This window comes from Bacillus sp. cl95 (assembly GCF_900115925.1).
Lineage (GTDB): Bacteria > Bacillota > Bacilli > Bacillales > Cytobacillaceae > Neobacillus_A.
In genome coordinates, this window is sequence record NZ_FOYF01000005.1 from 262,772 (window position 1) to 279,488 (window position 16,717).

The 16,717-nt window shown below is 41.9% G+C and carries 16 protein-coding genes and 1 riboswitch; of the genes, 7 read left to right on the plus strand and 9 right to left on the minus strand.

The window, feature by feature from the left end; genetic code table 11:
- Positions 1-43 precede the first annotated feature (43 nt).
- A riboswitch (cyclic di-GMP riboswitch) is annotated at positions 44-134 on the minus strand.
- A 280-nt stretch (positions 135-414) separates the two neighbouring features.
- Positions 415-1,641, plus strand: a complete 1,227-nt coding sequence (locus tag BMZ31_RS15265) for an NAD(P)/FAD-dependent oxidoreductase (RefSeq protein WP_090832781.1) — start codon at positions 415-417, stop codon at positions 1,639-1,641.
- Between the two features lie 192 nt (positions 1,642-1,833).
- Here BMZ31_RS15265 and BMZ31_RS20415 read toward each other — a convergent pair whose 3' ends face one another.
- The 9 genes from BMZ31_RS20415 to BMZ31_RS15305 form a co-directional block, all read right to left on the minus strand.
- Positions 1,834-1,983, minus strand: coding sequence for a hypothetical protein (locus tag BMZ31_RS20415; protein WP_175478135.1), 150 nt, complete (start codon positions 1,981-1,983; stop codon positions 1,834-1,836).
- A 100-nt stretch (positions 1,984-2,083) separates the two neighbouring features.
- Positions 2,084-3,820, minus strand: a complete 1,737-nt coding sequence (gene ade / locus BMZ31_RS15270; protein ID WP_090832782.1) for an adenine deaminase — start codon at positions 3,818-3,820, stop codon at positions 2,084-2,086.
- A 127-nt stretch (positions 3,821-3,947) separates the two neighbouring features.
- Positions 3,948-5,291, minus strand: coding sequence for an NCS2 family permease (locus BMZ31_RS15275; protein ID WP_175478136.1), 1,344 nt, complete (start codon positions 5,289-5,291; stop codon positions 3,948-3,950).
- A 137-nt stretch (positions 5,292-5,428) separates the two neighbouring features.
- Entirely contained in the window at positions 5,429-5,755 is a 327-nt protein-coding gene (locus BMZ31_RS15280) for an XdhC family protein (RefSeq protein WP_254778876.1), read from the minus strand.
- A 1-nt stretch (position 5,756) separates the two neighbouring features.
- Positions 5,757-6,572, minus strand: a complete 816-nt coding sequence (locus BMZ31_RS15285; RefSeq protein WP_254778856.1) for an XdhC family protein — start codon at positions 6,570-6,572, stop codon at positions 5,757-5,759.
- Positions 6,569-8,875: a xanthine dehydrogenase family protein molybdopterin-binding subunit gene (locus tag BMZ31_RS15290; protein ID WP_090832784.1), complete on the minus strand. Its 2,307-nt coding sequence runs from the start codon at positions 8,873-8,875 to the stop codon at positions 6,569-6,571. The genes BMZ31_RS15285 and BMZ31_RS15290 overlap by 4 nt, the downstream gene beginning before the upstream one ends.
- Entirely contained in the window at positions 8,872-9,747 is an 876-nt protein-coding gene (locus BMZ31_RS15295; protein ID WP_090832785.1) for an FAD binding domain-containing protein, read from the minus strand. The genes BMZ31_RS15290 and BMZ31_RS15295 overlap by 4 nt, the downstream gene beginning before the upstream one ends.
- The gene (locus BMZ31_RS15300) at positions 9,734-10,348 is read right to left on the minus strand and encodes a nucleotidyltransferase family protein (protein ID WP_090832786.1); all 615 of its coding nucleotides are present in this window, start codon (positions 10,346-10,348) and stop codon (positions 9,734-9,736) included. The genes BMZ31_RS15295 and BMZ31_RS15300 overlap by 14 nt, the downstream gene beginning before the upstream one ends.
- Positions 10,341-10,835 (minus strand): (2Fe-2S)-binding protein, encoded by a 495-nt coding sequence (locus BMZ31_RS15305; protein ID WP_254778858.1) that lies wholly within the window; start codon positions 10,833-10,835, stop codon positions 10,341-10,343. Before BMZ31_RS15305 ends, BMZ31_RS15300 begins: the two co-directional genes overlap by 8 nt.
- A 532-nt stretch (positions 10,836-11,367) precedes the next feature.
- On the opposite strand from BMZ31_RS15305, the gene allB reads away from it, so the two are divergent.
- From allB to BMZ31_RS15335, 6 genes are all read left to right on the plus strand, one after another.
- Positions 11,368-12,855, plus strand: a complete 1,488-nt coding sequence (allB, locus tag BMZ31_RS15310) for an allantoinase AllB (protein WP_090832787.1) — start codon at positions 11,368-11,370, stop codon at positions 12,853-12,855.
- 33 nt (positions 12,856-12,888) lie between these two features.
- Positions 12,889-13,476 (plus strand): cysteine hydrolase family protein, encoded by a 588-nt coding sequence (locus BMZ31_RS15315; protein ID WP_090832788.1) that lies wholly within the window; start codon positions 12,889-12,891, stop codon positions 13,474-13,476.
- A gap of 1 nt (position 13,477) precedes the next feature.
- Positions 13,478-14,047, plus strand: a complete 570-nt coding sequence (locus BMZ31_RS15320) for a UbiX family flavin prenyltransferase (RefSeq protein WP_090832789.1) — start codon at positions 13,478-13,480, stop codon at positions 14,045-14,047.
- Positions 14,044-15,381 carry a UbiD family decarboxylase gene (locus tag BMZ31_RS15325; protein ID WP_090832790.1) on the plus strand — a complete coding sequence of 446 codons (1,338 nt, stop codon included), beginning with the start codon at positions 14,044-14,046 and terminating at the stop codon, positions 15,379-15,381. Before BMZ31_RS15320 ends, BMZ31_RS15325 begins: the two co-directional genes overlap by 4 nt.
- Positions 15,382-15,476: 95 nt before the next feature.
- Positions 15,477-15,740 (plus strand): BMC domain-containing protein, encoded by a 264-nt coding sequence (locus tag BMZ31_RS15330; protein WP_090832791.1) that lies wholly within the window; start codon positions 15,477-15,479, stop codon positions 15,738-15,740.
- 14 nt (positions 15,741-15,754) lie between these two features.
- Positions 15,755-16,708, plus strand: coding sequence for a hypothetical protein (locus BMZ31_RS15335; RefSeq protein ID WP_090832792.1), 954 nt, complete (start codon positions 15,755-15,757; stop codon positions 16,706-16,708).
- Positions 16,709-16,717: the final 9 nt, after the last annotated feature.

Here is a 16,717-nt window from a genome sequence, read left to right on the forward strand (position 1 = left end):
GTACAAAATTAAAAAGACCCTTTAATCAGAGGGTCAACTTTTACGTCGCAACTGGCTGGCATAGCAAGGTTTTCTTACTGTAGCCCCTATAGTTTTGCGTCCTTATCTTTTCAGATAGGTTGCCCTTAAAACTATTAAATTAACTACATTTACTATAACAGGAATTTATAACCATTTATAGTCTCTTTTTGTCATTTTGTGTGTTTTTTTTTCTAAACTTGATTTTTTCCTCAATATTTGAAGAATTTCTCTAAAATTATCACTAACGAACAGCACGGAAGAAGTCGACCGAGTATTTTTTCATGACATGGAAAGAAAGTCTATTAGAACCTTTTCAAACAATGAAAACACCGTATGCCTAACAACAGATTGGAAATATTAACGTTATGCCCTTTTACATCTAGGAGGAAGACAATGAATTTACAATCTGGAAAGTATCATTGGCCAACCACATTTCCCGATGCCCCATCCTATCCATCTTTGGATAAGGAGCTTACTTGTGATGTATTAATTATTGGCGGCGGAAGCTCTGCGGCCCAGTGCGCTTATTATCTGGCCGATTCAAATTTAGATGTTGTCGTTGTGGAAAAAGGAAAAATTGGCGGCGGAAGTACTAGTACCAATACAGCTCTCATTCAATATTCAGGTGAAGAAATGTTTACTGACCTCATACACACTTTTGGCGAAGATTATATTGGTCGTCATTTACAGTTACTTAAAGAAGCGATAAATGAAATTGAAAAAGCTTCAAGTACTGTACAAATTGATTGTGAATTCACCCGAAGAGACACGCTCTATTCTGCTAGTACAAAAGAGGATGTTGAACGCTTAAGAAAAGAGTATGAATTATTAAAGAAGCACCATTTTGAACTTTCTTTTTTAACAAAAGAAGAAATCGAATCTAAATATCCCTTTAGCAGAGATGCGGCTATCTATTCATACGGAGATGGGGAACTGAACCCCTTCAAATTTACTCATGCATTAATCGACTACGCTGCTAAAAAAGGTGTACGCATATATGAAAATACGGAAATGAATGGCCATCATTATGATCAACAGCAAGAACTGATGATCATATCTACAAAGAACGGTTATTCCATTTATGCAAAGCATGTCATTTTTGCGGCAGGATATGAGGGCACTGATATCAGGAAAGAGAACAAAGCATCCTTTGTCAGCACATATACAGTTACGACAAATCCAGTGAACGATTTCTCCACTTGGTATAATCGAACGCTAATTTGGGAGACCGCCCGACCTTATATTTTTATGCGTACAACAGCTGACAACCGCATCATCATCGGTGGTCTTGATGATAATACAGCATATCCAGAAGATCGCGATAGCAAGCTCTTGCATAAGAAAGATAAGCTAATAGAAGAGTTTAATAAGATGTTTCCCGATATTAAAGTAGAACCCGAATATTACTTGGCTGCTTTTTATGGAGGAACAGTAGATGGTATTCCTATCATCGGAGTTTACGATGAGTATCCAAATAGTTATTTCCTGTTTGCTTTTGGAGATAACGGAACTGTCTATAGCCAGATGCTTTCTAAAATTATTGCCGAGGAAATTGTCGAAGGAAGTAGTAAAGATTTAGCGTATTATTTGCAGGATCGCCCTCTTCTTAGTAGGGATTAGTATTTATTCTTTTCTTTTAATATTTTGCTCTGTTAAACTCGCCTGTTGATATCCGCTCCATTCGCTTGCTTTCCTAGGAGTCAAGCGCCTTCCGCTTCAATCAACAAAGTGCAGAAAATCAACATTGTACATTAACATAGCCTAATATTTAACACAGAGAGGAGTGCTCATAAAAAGCACTCCTCTTTTGATTTACTCGTCGTCTACCTCGCCGTCGCCAATTTCATCCTCTTCTTCTACGTCTTCAACTTCTTCGCCTTCCTCAGGCTTTTCGTCGTTGCCGCAACCTGTTAACGAGAACATGGAAAAAGATAAGAAAAGAATCGATAAAAACTTTTTCATTTCATACAAACCTCCTTTTCTCTAGTTTTTCCTACCTTATATGTAATATGTAACAAGAAGAAGACCGTCCAAAATGAACGGTCTTCTCTCAAAATCCATTTTACTCATGCAATCCAATATGTCTAAAGCGCTCGACATCAAAGAGTCCCATATCTGTAAGTTTAAGTTGAGGAATAACGGGAAGTGCCAAAAATGATAAGGTTAAAAATGGATTAAAATTCCCCGAAAATCCAATTTGTTCTAGGGCTGCATTTATATCGTTAAGTTCATTGTTGATGGATTGGTAATCTTTATTAGAAATCAATCCAGCGATATTTAAAGGAAGTGAGGCAATGACTTTCCCATCATTTATGACGACAAGACCCCCATTCATTTCTTCAATCGCTATGATTGCGGCAAACATATCTTGATCATTTGTTCCCGCGACGACAATATTATGAGAGTCATGTGCAACCGTCGATGCCAAAGCACCTGATTTTATACCAAAGCCTTTCACAATCCCCATCCCAATATTACCTGTTTGATGATGGCGTTCAACAACTGCCATTTTTAATTGATCATTCGTAATAGATGTTTGAAAGAAACCATTTTCCACAGTAATTCCTTCCCGCAGCCTTTTTGTAACGAGACTGTTTGGGACGACCTCAATAATATTTGCTTCCTCTTCCTCCGCCCTAAGAAGCAAGTCACTTTCAACTATGTTTTCGATTTGAACACTGTTGGTCAATCTGTTAGGGATATCCCCTGTGTATTCCTCGAACGGCAAGCATGCACCCTTTTCAGCTACAAGGTTGCCTGATTGAAATACAGATTCTATTGAAAGGTGATCCAATGAGTCTAAAATGAGCAAATCTGCGTCATAGCTTGGTGCAATAGCTCCCTTATTTCTTAACCCAAAGCATTCTGCCGCATTCAAAGTTGCCATTTGGATGACCAGGATCGGATCCAATCCTTCTGCAATGGCAAGCTTCACGTTATAATCAATACTTCCTTCTGCAAGTAAGTCATCCAAATGCTTATCATCGGTAACAAAAAGGCATCTTCGCGCATTTTTTTCATTCACTGCTTTTATTAGCTGTTTTAAGTCCCTTGCCGCTGAACCTTCTCTTAACATCACATACATGCCTCTTTGAAGTCGTTCAATCACTTCTTCTGCATTGACGCATTCATGGTCTGTCCGAATCCCTGATGTCATGTACACATTGATTCCGTCCGCATCAATACCTGCAGCATGGCCGTCTATACAAACCTTTCTTTCCAATGCATCTGAAAGCTTATTCATCATTTCTGGCTGGCATTGGGCAACGGAAGGATAGTCCATGACCTCTCCTAAACCAAGTACAAGTTCATATTCATAAAATGGGGCAAGGTCCTCTGCTCTTAACACTGCTCCTGCATTTTCAAATGGCGTTGCAGGAACACAAGACGGAAGCATGTAGTAAATCGATAAAGGAAGGTTTTTAGAATGGTCGATCATAAACTGAATCCCTTCAGCTCCGGCCACATTTCCAATCTCATGGGGATCTGCAATAATGGTGGTCACTCCATGAGGAAGAACCACTTTGGCAAATTCCGCTGGTGTTACCATGGCCGACTCAATATGAACATGTCCATCAATGAAGCCTGGACATACGTATTTACCGGAAACATCAATCACTTTTTTTCCATCATAGTTTCCTAAACCTACGATTACCCCGTCTGTTATCGCGATATCAGCCTCGAAGATGGTTAAGTTAAACACATCTATTATCTTCCCGTTCTTTATCACAACATCGGCAACTTCATTTTTTGCAGCAGTTAGGATTTGTCTTTTCAAAGAAATCCTGTTTAGATTCATTCGTATCTCTCCCTATTCGATTTCTACTCCTATTCTTTATCTTACGAAGCATTTTAATGAGTAAGAACAAGCCTTGGTATTAAAAAAGACAATGGAACAAACCCATTGTCTTTACACCTAATGTTGATTAATGTCCGCCGACAATGAAGTGGATCACGAAAGCAATTGTAATGAAATACATGATCCAGTGCAGTTGATCTCTTTTACCCGTTAAAAGCTTTAAAAGGGTATAAGAGATAAATCCAAATGCTAAACCTTGCGCGATACTGTAAGTTAGCGGCATAAGAATAATGGTTAAGAATACTGGAATGACATCTGTGTAGTCGTCAAAGCTAATGTGTTTAATTTCGCTTAACATTAATGCTCCTACGATGATAAGGATAGGTGCTGTAGCGACAGAAGGTACAAGGAAAATGAGTGGGGCGAAAAGTAGGGAAAGTAGGAATAGTACACCAACTGTTAATGCAGAAAGACCAGTTCTTCCGCCTTCAGAAATACCTGTGGCATTTTCAATATAGGCATTCATGGCTGTACTTCCAAGTGATGCACTCGCCATAGTGGCAACTGCGTCTGCTTGAAGTGCGCGATCCAAGTTTTCGATATTTCCGGCTTTATCCATTAATCCGGCTTTTTTCGATAAGCCAATTAAAGTTGCAAGATTATCAAAAAGTTCGACGATCGTAAACGAGAAGATTACCGAAAAGACTCCGTATGCAATAGCTCCTTTGATATCCATGGCGAAAAGTGTTTCCGAAACACTTGGTAATTGGAGTGAAAAAATATCACTGACACTCTTTGGGTATTCGATAAATCCTACAACCATAGCGGCAATAGTGGTGATTAGAACACTGATGAGCAGTGATCCCTTTACATTTTTAGCCATCAAGAACGCAGCTACGAGTAAGCCGAACAGGGCAAGTAGAGGACCCTTTTGAGTGAGATCACCTAAGGCAACAGAAGTAGCCTCGCTATTTATCACCAAACCAGCATTTTTAAATCCGATAAAGGCAATAAATAAACCTATTCCTACTCCGATGGCCGATTTAAGCACAGCCGGAACCCCATCGACAATCTTCTTCCGAACCCCTGTTACGGTCAATATTAAGAAAACGATACCCGATATGAATACGGCTCCGAGTGCTGTCTGCCAGCTTAATCCTTGTCCGAGGACTACCGTGTAAGCAAAGAAGGCGTTTAATCCCATACCAGGTGCAACTGCTACAGGGAAATTAGCCCACAACGCCATTAATAAGGTTGCTATTACGCTCGCAAAAATGGTTGCTGCTAGAGCCGCTTCTTTTGGCACCCCTGCATCAGCAAGGATTTGTGGGTTAACGAGGATAATGTAACTCATTGTAATGAAGGTGGTTACCCCGGCCAATATCTCTGTTTTGACATTGGTTTGCCTTTTTTCTAATTCAAAAAATGAGTTCAGAAAGCTCTTATTTTGGCTTTTAGGCATATCTGCCATTCCATTCACTCCCTTATTGGTTGGCTCTGTTAAATTTTCCTGTTGATTTCCACTCCAATCAACCGAGTGCAGAAAATCAACCATGTACAATTAACACAGCCTATTTGTAAAATACAAATTCTTCGAGAGTTGTATCGTTACAGCCGCTTATGCTTTTCTGATAATGGTTCAATGAATACTTCGAAAGTACCGCCACATATCCCGCCATCTTCGTAGAATAAGCCTTTCGTTAGGTCTACCGTATGTTTGACTGGTATTTCTGTTTCGATCACTTCAAAAGCTCTTTCGATGACTTCTCCTTCCCCACACCCCCCTCCAATCGTTCCTAAAATTGTCCCCTCCCTGAAAACGATCATTTTAGACCCAACATCCCTCGGTACTGAACCTTTTTTTCGAATAATGGTAGCAAGTGCCGCTGCCTCACCTCCTAAACGTAATAAGACTGCTTGATTCATTATTTTCATATCATCCACTTTTTCCACCTCGAAAGCCTAGTTTGGCTAATTGCCGGATGTCCTGACTTAATGAATGCCCTGATTTGGTGTTTTTCACCTTTAACATTTCTGCTAAGATACTTACGGCAATCTCCGCAGGTGTCTCCGCCCCAATATCCAACCCTACAGGTGTATAAATATGGTCAAATGAGGCATCACCAAACTCTTCCTTCAATGACTCAAATACACCCGCTATTCTCCTTCGACTTCCTATCATGCCAATATAGGCAGGTGTATCGTTTCTCTTTAACAATTCCTGCAAGCTGATCACATCGAACTGATGACCTCTCGTAAGAAGTAAAATCCACGTGTTTCCTGTTATCTGGCATGTTCTAAAATAATTCAAATAGGAATCACAGATGACTTCATTTGCTAAAGGAAAACGGCTTTCCGTGGCAAATTCAAAGCGATCATCAATCACTGTTATATGGTAGCCAAGCAGTGAGGCCATCTGGACAACTGGCTCACACACATGGCCTGCTCCCGCAATGATGAGGCGAGGCCGCGGAATAAGAACCTCCACGAAGCACTCCACTTCCTCACCGTCACTTTGAAAGCGAATACATCTTGTTTTCCGCTTACGAATGAGCTCCTGACACATCCCTATTAAGCTGATTGAGAAACCCTCTTTTTCGGGAGGCTCATAATAAAAGCTGCCGTCTTCCCAAACTAAGTACTTCTTCCCCATATAAGCCCATTCGGAGTGTGTGGTAATGGTGACTAATGCTGTAACCCTTTGAGCGTCTAAAGCATCCTTCATTATTTGCTGCATATTTGGACTCATCATCTTCTGACTCTCACCGCTTTTAACTTTTTCTCTTTTAACGCTTGGTGAACTCTTTCAGGAGTAGCCGGTAGATGTTTCATTCGCACTCCTACCGCATCATAAATGGCATTGGTGATGGCAGGGATAATCGGAATCATCACGACTTCCCCGATTCCTTTTGCCCCAAATGGGCCAGATGGTTCTGGATTTTCCACTGGAATGGTTTCAATGATCGGTGTCTCTTGAATGGTAGGTATGATATAGTCCGTCAGATTTTTCGTTCTGTGAACGCCATTTTCGATGATGACGTCTTCATACAAGGTGTAGCCGATGCCCATGATGGCTCCGCCTTCTGTTTGTCCCTCTAACCCTTGTAAGTTCATCACCCTGCCGCAGTCCGGAATCGCAACAACTTTAAGGACTTCCGTTTCCCCTGTTAACGTGTCAACTTCTACCAATACGACATGCGTTAAATATCCATAGATATGATGAGGTGCACCACCGGAACCTTTGATTTCATCCTTTTCTTTTGGCAGATAAAAGTGTCCCTGTACCTTTGTTGACCAGCTTTTACTGTTCAAATACTGATAGATTTCCTGATAGGAAACGGAAGAAGTCGAGTGATCCGCAATGTCTATTTTATTGTCGGCTAACGAGACCTTTTCTAATGGAACTTCTAACATCTCAGCCGCTGTTTCGGTTAAGAGCTTTATCATGAAAGGAGCTGCAGTCGCGACTGCTCTCCCGCCCGAATAAGTGGAACGTGATGCAGTAACCGTACCTCCATCAATGGTTTTAGAGGTATCACCCTGAATGACTGCGATATTGGATAAATCTGAACGTAAACATTCAGCCGCAATTAGGGCGTAAACCGTCCCGTTTCCACCGCCGATTTCTTCACAGCCGACACCGACCAAAAATCTTCCATCAGGTAATAACTCAATCGTTGCTGCCCCGTAATCTGGAACCCCGATTCCCATTCCGACACCATGAAAGGAAGTGGCTATTCCAATCCCACGTTTTTTCCAAGGCTCACTGGTTTCCGATTTATACTTTTCTTTATATCTCCAAAGATCACAGTTCTCTGCCGCCTCTAATGTCTGATGAGTACCCACACTCGATTTCACCAAATGTCCTAAACTAGAGACCTCACCTTCACGATACGCATGGATTTTTCGAAGTTCAATGGGAGAAATATTTAACTTCTCTGCGATCATGTCGAGATGCGTTTCAATCCCTACACAAACTTGGTTGACGCCAAAGCCGCGGAAAGCTCCTGAAACCCCATTATTCGTATATACACAAAAGCCTTCTAGGTCAATATTAGGGATTTTATATGGGCCGCAGGCATGTTCAATCGCCAAGGCAATGACAGCCCCTCCTAGGGAAGCATAAGCACCTGTGTCTGCCACAGCCCTTACTTTATGGCCAATTATGGTCCCGTCATTCTTGACTGCAGTTTTGACCTCTACTTTGAAAGGATGTCTTTTGATACCTGCTTGAACAGATTCTTCTCTTTTTAAGTGAAGTTTTACCGGGCGTCCATTCGTATGAAGGGCTAATAAAGCCAAATAAATTTGGACAGTGATTTCGTCTTTTCCGCCAAATGCTCCTCCCAACGGACTTGAAACAATGCGGATTCTATCTGGATTAAGTGCTAATGCTCGGGCAACCTGCAAGCGATCGCGATAAGCATATTGACCCGGACAATAGATAGTCAGTGAACCATCCTTCTCGACCATCGACCATCCACCTTCTGTTTCGATAAAAGCATGCATTTGCCTTGGCGAAATAAAGGTGTTTTCCAGGATAAAATCAGCTTCCGAAAATGCTTTTTCCACATCACCATTCTTGATTTTCACATGACTATAGGTATTGCCACTCGGATGAAGCTTTGGTGCCGATTCCGTCATCGCATATTCAGGATCCGAGACAACCTCTAGCTGCTTATATTCTACTTTTATTAAAGTAAGGGCTTCTTCCGCGATTTCTTCTGTTTCTGCCGCTACTAAGGCAACAGCATCCGATGTAGTACGAACGACATCCTCGCATAATACGGGCTGGTCAGGATCGACAATGCCGAACCCATTAAATCCAGGAATATCTTTATAGGTGAGAACCGCTACTACACCCTCTAACGCTTCGGCTTCCTTTGTATCAATGCTTACTATTTTGGCATGCGGATACTTCGCCCGAAGCACTTTACCCCAAACCATGTTTGGAAATTGAAGGTCCGTCATATATTTTAGCTGGCCCGTTGTCCGCTCAGGTCCATCGACTCTAGGGACACGCTTTCCTATATATTTAAACTCCCCGTGCTTCATGCTTCTTCCCACCTTTTCATTAAACGAAATAAGCCTCGTTTGAGAAGGGCTTTTGCCATATCTCTTCTATAAATCGCGGACGCTCGTATATCAGAAATAGGCATGACTTCCTTCCAAGCAACTTCACCGATATTTTCTATCATGTTTTCATCTAAGTCAGCTAGCGTTAACATCGCTTCGCATTTTTTGGCTCGTATAACCGTAGGTGCAACCGAACCAAAAGCGATTTTCCCGCCTATGCACTTGCGATTTTGATCCATTTGAAGAGAGCAAGCGACATTGACAATGGAAATGGCTTGAGCCTTCCTTGGTCCTAGCTTTTCAAAAATTCCAATCTCATTTTCCTTTTGTGGAGTGATGATGATTTTCGTAATCATTTCATTTGGCAACATCACCGTTTTTCCAGGACCGATAAAAAACTCTTCAATTGGAATGATTCGTTTACCGCTCAAGGATGAAAGTTCTAAGCGTGCACTTAACACAAAAAGAGGCGGAATAAGGTCTCCGGCAGGGGAAGCTGTCCCCATATTGCCACCAATTGTCCCCATATTTTGAATTTGAGTTGCACCTACCTGCCTTGCCGCTTCCACGATAAGATCTGCATGTTTATTTAACACGGGAGATTTGATTAAGTCAGAGTGTGTTGTCAGTGGACCAATATGGATTTCGTTGTCTATCATATTGATAAAACGCAAGGAATCTATATCTTTAATATTGATCCATACAGTTGGCCTCCATTTGCCGTCTTTCATTCTTACAACAGCATCTGTTCCGCCGGCAATCAACCGATAGTCTCCATTATTTTTACCCAATATATCTAAGCATTCCATGACTGAATTTGGATTGATGACATCTATCTCAGAAACTCTCATTTCGTTTCGATCTCCCTTCCAAAATGCCTGCTTCATAATCCTGAGGTGAATTAAAGTTGAATAGTACAGAACGTTCGGCAACCTCCAGCTCACTTATTTCATCTTTCCTCTTATGTAAAATCGCCTTGAGGCCTTGGCTTTCTTCGTTTATTTGAAGCAATTCATCTATCATTTCTATTGAAAACAGAATGGGATGACCGCGTTTTCCCTTGTAAACCGGGATAATGATCTTACTTCGCCTTTGAAAAAATTCGTCAATCATTGTATTAATTAAAGTTTGGCTTACAGGCTGATCTACCGATGCGATTATGAAGCAATCACTATCCTCTTTTAAGGAAAGGATTCCTTTCTTAATCGATGAGGTTTTCCCTTCTTCATGATGCTCATTCCAAACCCACTCAGCTGAGCATTGGCCTAAATAAGGAAGAAGTTTACTAGATTGATAGCCTAAAATCACTATCAGTTGATTGATACTTGATTGTTGCAACTGTGAAACCTGATGTTGCAGAAGTGTCTTCCCTTCCCATGGCAAGAGGGCCTTCAGACTTCCCATTCGGGAGCTTTTCCCAGCCGCTAAAAGGATGGCAGAGCATTTAACCATTATTCACTTTTTCCAATGAAAGCTGCATTTGAGCGGCCGTCTCTACCGCCTTGATTATTTTCGTATAGCCTGTACATCGACACAAATTGCCTCCAAGCGCCTCTTTGATCCTTTCCTTTGAAGGGACACTTTTTATATCTTTTAAAAGCGATTTTGCCGATACGATAAAGCCGGGAGTACAGTAACCACACTGTGTTGCACCTTCTGAAACGAAAGCTTGCTGAAGGATATCCATATTTTCCGTTGTCCCAATACCTTCACAAGTAACAATTTCCTTGTTTTCCGTTTGACTTACCAAAACGAGACACGTACAGACTGGTTGATCTTCTATTAACGCCGTACATGATCCGCACTCTCCCTTACCACAACATTCCTTACTTGCCGTATAGCCCATATCTTCGCGAAGAACATCTAATAAAGTTTTCGAAGGATGACAATAAACTTCATTTACTTTTCCGTTCACCTTTAATTGAAAGACTTTTTTCACTTTCACTTCCTCCTATCAAGTCCGCTATACGCCCTTTTTCTCCAAATATATGCCATATGCATATAGAGCATGTCTTTTCTGTGTATTTATTTTAAGAATTGCTGTTTTCGTAACCCATGTTACTTTCTAACAAATAAAATCTATGGGGTGATTTTTGCTCCAGTCGCTTGCTTTCCGATACGAATTTTTGAAAAAGCCCTAATGCCGGCTTTTTCAAGAGCAAATTCGTCTTGGGGGCGTTCGTCGAGCCTCCTCGTCGCTATCGCTCCTGCGGGGTCTCGCCTGTAACGCTAATCCCCCAGGAGTCAAGCGCCCTCCGCTCCAATCAACTAAATACAAAAAAGCCATTTACTTTAACACAGCCATAATTTATAAAAACGAATTTATGAAAATATGAAAAATCTAGCATTTTCTAAAAATCATCTGAATATAAGTGTTAATGGGCTTAAGAATCCTTTGCTCAATGGGAGCATCTGGGACATGCACCAGCGATTCTACCATTCTTCTACACTATTTAATTGGAGGTATTTTAATGGATTTGATTTTGAAAAACGCAAACATTCCCCAGGGTGATCGACAAGTATTAACCAACATCTTAGTGAATGATGGGAAAATAACTGGCTTCGTAAGTAACATTACTGGTTTAGTAGCTGACAAAGTCATCGATTGTAAAGGCTACCTAGTTGTTCCAGGTTGTATCGACCCTCATACCCACTTCATGGATCCTGGTTTTACTCATCGTGAAACGTTTGCTACTGGAAGCCGTTCGGCAGCTGCTGGAGGAGTAACCACCATCATTGATATGCCTTGCTGCAGCAAGCCTTCTGTACGTGATAAGGAAAGCTTCCATAAGAAAATTGGACCGATTCGCGACCAAGCCTATATCGACTACTGCTTCTGGGGTGGAGTGACGGGTGAAGATGTTCGCGAAGGCTGGTTAGACAATATCTATCCGCAAATTGAAGAAGGCGTCGTTGCTTTTAAAGTGTATATGACTCCATCTGTTCCAACGTATCCGAAAGTAAGCGATGGCGAAATGCTGGAGATTTTTAGAAAAGTGGCGCCAACTGGCTTAGCAATTGGAGTTCATGCTGAAAACTATGATATTTGTACATTCGATACTGAAAAATTGAAAAAAGCCGGACGCTTAGATGGTCCAGCTTGGGCTGAAGCTCGCAGCTCGTTGGCTGAAAAAGTGGCCATTCAATTGATTATCAGCTATGCAGAAGCAACAGACGCTCGTGTTCACGTCGTTCATATGAGCACAAAAGAAGGCGTAGAATTGGTACGCGAAGCGAAAAAGCGCGGTGTGAAGGTGACATCCGAAACTTGTCCGCACTACCTGATGCTGAATGCACAGGATGCAATGAGTGAAAGAGGTACATTTGCAAAAATCGCTCCTCCATTAAGAGGAAAAGAAGACAACGAAGAACACTGGCAAGCTCTTGCAGATGGAACCATCGATTTCGTCGGAACGGATCATGCTCCGTACGAAATTGCTACAGAAAAAGCGGCTGCTGACTCAGATATTTGGAACAGCTTCCCGGGTATTCCTGGAGTTGAAACGATGGTCCAAATCCTTGTTAGTGAAGGGCTGAATAAAGGCCGCTTATCATTATCAAGATTTGTTGAAGTAACAAGCCGTAACGCCGCTGTTCACTACGGAATCTATCCGAAAAAAGGCGCTATGGAAATCGGCAGTGATGCTGACTTCACCATTATTGACCTTAATCGAGAGTATACAATCGACGAGCAGAAAACAGAATCCATGTGTAAATACAATCCGCTTCACGGGCTCCAGTTAAAAGGAAAGCCAGTTCAAACCGTCATTCGCGGCGAGCTCATTTACGATGAGGATAATGGCGGTATTGTAGGGAAAGCAGGCTATGGCGAATACGTGAAGCGTCAAAGCATCCAACGATTGGATCGCGTTTTGAAGTATGAAACATATGAAGCTAAAGGTAATGATGCTGCTGATCAGAAAGAAGCCGTCTTATCCCAATCTTCAGACCGTAAATAAGCTCATTCAAAATTGGATAACGGAGGTCGTTTCATGGAATTAAGAGGAAAGAAGCATGCAGTTGTCGTGATTGATATGTTAAACGATTTTATCGGTGAAAAAGCAACACTTCGCTGTGAAAATGGTGAAAAGATTGTTCCTGAAATTCGCAGACTTGTGGATTTCGCCCATGATCACAATATCCAAGTCATCCATGTTCAAGAAGCTCATCGTCAAAATGACCGAGACTTCCGCGTCCGCCCCGTGCATGCCATTAAAGGCACATGGGGTTCCGAGTTTATCCCTGAGCTACAGCCAGAGGAAGACAAAGGGGACTATGTGGTTCAAAAAAGACGTCATAGTGCCTTTAGCTATACAGACTTCGATTTGTTCTGCCGCGAAGAAGAAATCGATACCCTTGTGTTAACAGGGGTTTGGACAAATGTTTGTGTAAGAAGCACGGCGTCCGATGGTTTATATCATGGCTATAACGTCATTTGCATCTCAGACGCTACCGCTTCTAAAGATGATGACATGCATGTTTCAGGACTAAGGGATATCGATATTTTCGGCGACATCATGACCGTTGATCAATACACATCACTTGTAAAAGAAAAACTCTCCCAAAATCAAAAAGTCTAAAATGAGTGGCAAGAAAAGAATCGTTGTAGGAATCACAGGCGCGAGCGGATCCGTGTATGGTTATACACTGGTCCGTGCGCTCCATCAATTAGGGATAGAAACGCATTTAATCGTTACCGAAATGGGAGAAAAGGTAATGAAATTCGAGTGCGGCGTCACAATGGAAGAAATGAAAGAGTATGCCATCATTCATAAAAACAACAATTTGTTTGCCTCTGTTGCCAGCGGTTCTTTTAAGACGGATGGGATGGTCATCTGTCCTTGCTCGATGAATACATTAGGAGCGATTGCAAATGGCGTCGGGGATACACTACTCAATCGTGCAGCAAGTGTCGTCATGAAGGAATACCGAAAATTAATCATCGTCCCCAGGGAATCACCTCTACACTTAATCCATTTAAAAAATATGACCAAGCTTGTGGAAGCAGGAGTATATATGATGCCTGCCTCTCCAGGTTTTTATCATAAGCCGCTTGAAATATGGGAGTTAGTCAATTTTATCGTCGGGAGAATTTTGGACATGCTTCAAATCGACCATGAACTCATTCAAAGATGGGGGGAAAATACATGAACCCCACAACCTTAAGGGATTTAATTTCGGACTGGGAACAGAAGGGTTATTTTTACCGTGTGAGAAAGCAAGTTGATCCCATCTTCGAATTAGGAGCTGTCGTGAAAACTTGTAAAGGGGCCAAGCCTTTCTTTTTCGAAAAAGTAAAAGGTTACTCTTCTCCAATGGTCGCTGGTCTTGGTGGGGACAGGCAGTTACTTGCCGAAAGCATTGGAATTGACCCTAAAGAAATCACTTCAAAGCTTATTGAATCTATCGTAAGTCCAATTTCGGTAACAAAAGTTGGGACAGGCCCCATCCACGAAAACGTAGTGACTGGATCATTCGATCTCGAGGATTACTTCCCCATCTTAAAATACCATGCCGAAGATTCCGGACAATATTATGTGGCCGGAATTTTGGTTGTTAAGGACCTCACAGGCAAAAAGCATTATACATCGATACGTCGGATGCAATATCTAGGCGGGAACCGTACTAATATCTTGATTACTTCACCTGAACTTAACGCTCAATACGCCGAATACGAAAGGCGCGGCGAAGCGATGGAAGTAGCCGTCATGTTTGGGGTTGTTCCAGCGGTTACATTGGCTTCTCAAGTAAGCACCCACCTATACCATACGGATAAATTAAATTTGGCGAGTGCCTTGTTAGGTGAATCACTGAATGTGGTGAAGTGTAAAACGGTTGATATCGACGTGCTTGCTGAAGCCGAAATCGTACTCGAAGGCAGGATGCTTCCACATGAACGAGTAACGGAGGGGCCATTCGCTGAGCTCGCGGGCTATTATGGAGGGGTATCTCCTCAACCGGTCATCGAATTCTCAGCCATTACCTACCGGAATAATGCCATCAATCAAACAATCATGCCCGCCAGTTACGAAGAAAAGCTGCCAATGGCATTAGTACGTGAGGTCACACTTCTAAGTACAGTGAGACAAGTTGTTCCAAACGTGAAGGACGTACACGTGACACTTGGGGGAATCGGAAGATATCACGCGGTCATCCAAATTGACAAGAAATCTGAAGGGGATGGCAAACAAGCCGCTCTTGCTGCTTTTGCCAGCGATAAAGACTTAAAACATGTCGTCGTTGTGAATGACGATATCGATATTCATAACCATGAGGATGTCGAGTTTGCGATTGCCACTAGAGTCCAAGCGGACCAGGATATTTTCATCGTCCCAGGTGCCAAAGGCTCCCCGCTGGAATCTTCCCACAACTTAAGAGGGGTAACCGCAAAGATGGGGATCGATGCTACCTATCCTCTTGCCCATGCAGAACAATTCAAAAGGACGTCCATCCCGTTAAAAGTAAATCTAAACGATTATATATAACGGGAAAAATAGAGGACAAACCTTCTATATATGGGACATGCTGCATATATTAGTTTGAACCCAACTAAAATGATCCTTTTGCAAGGAGCGATACGATGAACGCAATCGGCTTAGTCGAAATTAGAGGACTTACTGGAGCCTTAGATGCCCTTGATTCAATGGCCAAGGCAGCAGACGTTCAATTAGTAGATTTGAAAAAAGTAGGCTCTGGTCACGTTACGGTTATTGTCAAAGGGGATGTAGCGGCAGTTTCGGCAGCCGTTGATATCGGCAAACTTGCAACAAACCGAGTAGGTGGAGAGCTCATTTGTGCGAATGTCATCCCTCGTCCCCATCCAGAGCTTAGTAAGATTCTTTAAAAGGTGGTGTTACATTGTCTGATTTTATGAAGAGCGTGGTCGCAGAAGCTCTTCGCGGTAAAAAAACCACAGCCGCGAAAAAGGAAAATACGATTAAAATTACTCCTTCGATCTCAAGAGTGACGAATAATCTTTCTAAGCAAGAACCTCTGGAGTCTATTATTCGACCAAACTATCAAAATAGAAATGTTGAGAAACGATTATCCGTACTCAACCAACAACAAAACGAAAGAAAAGCTAGTGTCAGCATAGGGAAACCGCTTGAAGACAAAAAACCTTTAAGACCTTCTGTAGAAGACTCGATTTCCAGCTTAAGAAAGGTATCACTTTCTCAAGGGAAACAGGAAGCTCTGCCTCACTCTCGTAGCAACCAACAGCAAAAAGCTGAAAAGGCTCAGTTGCTAGGTTTAACAAAGGATGGCACATCTGTATGGTTTTATCCAACCGTCCACTCCCATCTCGCGCATATGTTCCACCGCAAAACGTCAGGATACTCTGTCGCTGTGGTAGGATCTAAAGCCTGTTATCCAAGTCAACTCATCCTTTTAAACGATTTATTAAACACTTATCCAGATTTGAAATATCATCTTACCTGGAGCAAAGACAATCATCACCGCTTCTCATTGGAGTTATATGACAACAATGCGAACCGTCTCGAAAAAATAGCGAAAGAACTGTTACAACAATTCAACAAGCGTTCATTAAAATGTACGGAAACATATCAGATCACCTCCCCAAGCGCATGGTTATCCAAACAGCTCGGCATTACAAAATCCGTTGAGATGGCTGGAATTTTAGAAGGATTATCTTACCACCATTATTTACTTTTACTCGATCAGTATCTTAAAGGTAATTCGGATACCTCCCTCGGATTTCAGATAGAGGAAAACTATTTGCTTTTAACCGGAAACTCACAACAAATTAGCCATGCACTAGCAAACTTCAAAAAGACAGCAGACCACTTATAGGATTTTCCT

What these genes read in the sequence shown, in the direction of transcription:
- BMZ31_RS15320 (WP_090832789.1), top strand. Translation starts at nt 13,478, where the DNA reads ATGAGTGGCAAGAAAAGAATCGTTGTAGGAATCACAGGCGCGAGCGGA.
- ade (WP_090832782.1), bottom strand. Translation starts at nt 3,820, where the DNA reads ATGAATCTAAACAGGATTTCTTTGAAAAGACAAATCCTAACTGCTGCA.
- BMZ31_RS15280 (WP_254778876.1), bottom strand. Translation starts at nt 5,755, where the DNA reads ATGAAAATAATGAATCAAGCAGTCTTATTACGTTTAGGAGGTGAGGCA.
- allB (WP_090832787.1), top strand. Translation starts at nt 11,368, where the DNA reads ATGGATTTGATTTTGAAAAACGCAAACATTCCCCAGGGTGATCGACAA.
- BMZ31_RS15275 (WP_175478136.1), bottom strand. Translation starts at nt 5,291, where the DNA reads ATGGCAGATATGCCTAAAAGCCAAAATAAGAGCTTTCTGAACTCATTT.
- BMZ31_RS15290 (WP_090832784.1), bottom strand. Translation starts at nt 8,875, where the DNA reads ATGAAGCACGGGGAGTTTAAATATATAGGAAAGCGTGTCCCTAGAGTC.
- BMZ31_RS15325 (WP_090832790.1), top strand. Translation starts at nt 14,044, where the DNA reads ATGAACCCCACAACCTTAAGGGATTTAATTTCGGACTGGGAACAGAAG.
- BMZ31_RS20415 (WP_175478135.1), bottom strand. Translation starts at nt 1,983, where the DNA reads ATGAAAAAGTTTTTATCGATTCTTTTCTTATCTTTTTCCATGTTCTCG.
- BMZ31_RS15300 (WP_090832786.1), bottom strand. Translation starts at nt 10,348, where the DNA reads ATGGTTAAATGCTCTGCCATCCTTTTAGCGGCTGGGAAAAGCTCCCGA.
- BMZ31_RS15285 (WP_254778856.1), bottom strand. Translation starts at nt 6,572, where the DNA reads ATGATGAGTCCAAATATGCAGCAAATAATGAAGGATGCTTTAGACGCT.
- BMZ31_RS15330 (WP_090832791.1), top strand. Translation starts at nt 15,477, where the DNA reads ATGAACGCAATCGGCTTAGTCGAAATTAGAGGACTTACTGGAGCCTTA.
- BMZ31_RS15265 (WP_090832781.1), top strand. Translation starts at nt 415, where the DNA reads ATGAATTTACAATCTGGAAAGTATCATTGGCCAACCACATTTCCCGAT.
- BMZ31_RS15315 (WP_090832788.1), top strand. Translation starts at nt 12,889, where the DNA reads ATGGAATTAAGAGGAAAGAAGCATGCAGTTGTCGTGATTGATATGTTA.
- BMZ31_RS15295 (WP_090832785.1), bottom strand. Translation starts at nt 9,747, where the DNA reads ATGAGAGTTTCTGAGATAGATGTCATCAATCCAAATTCAGTCATGGAA.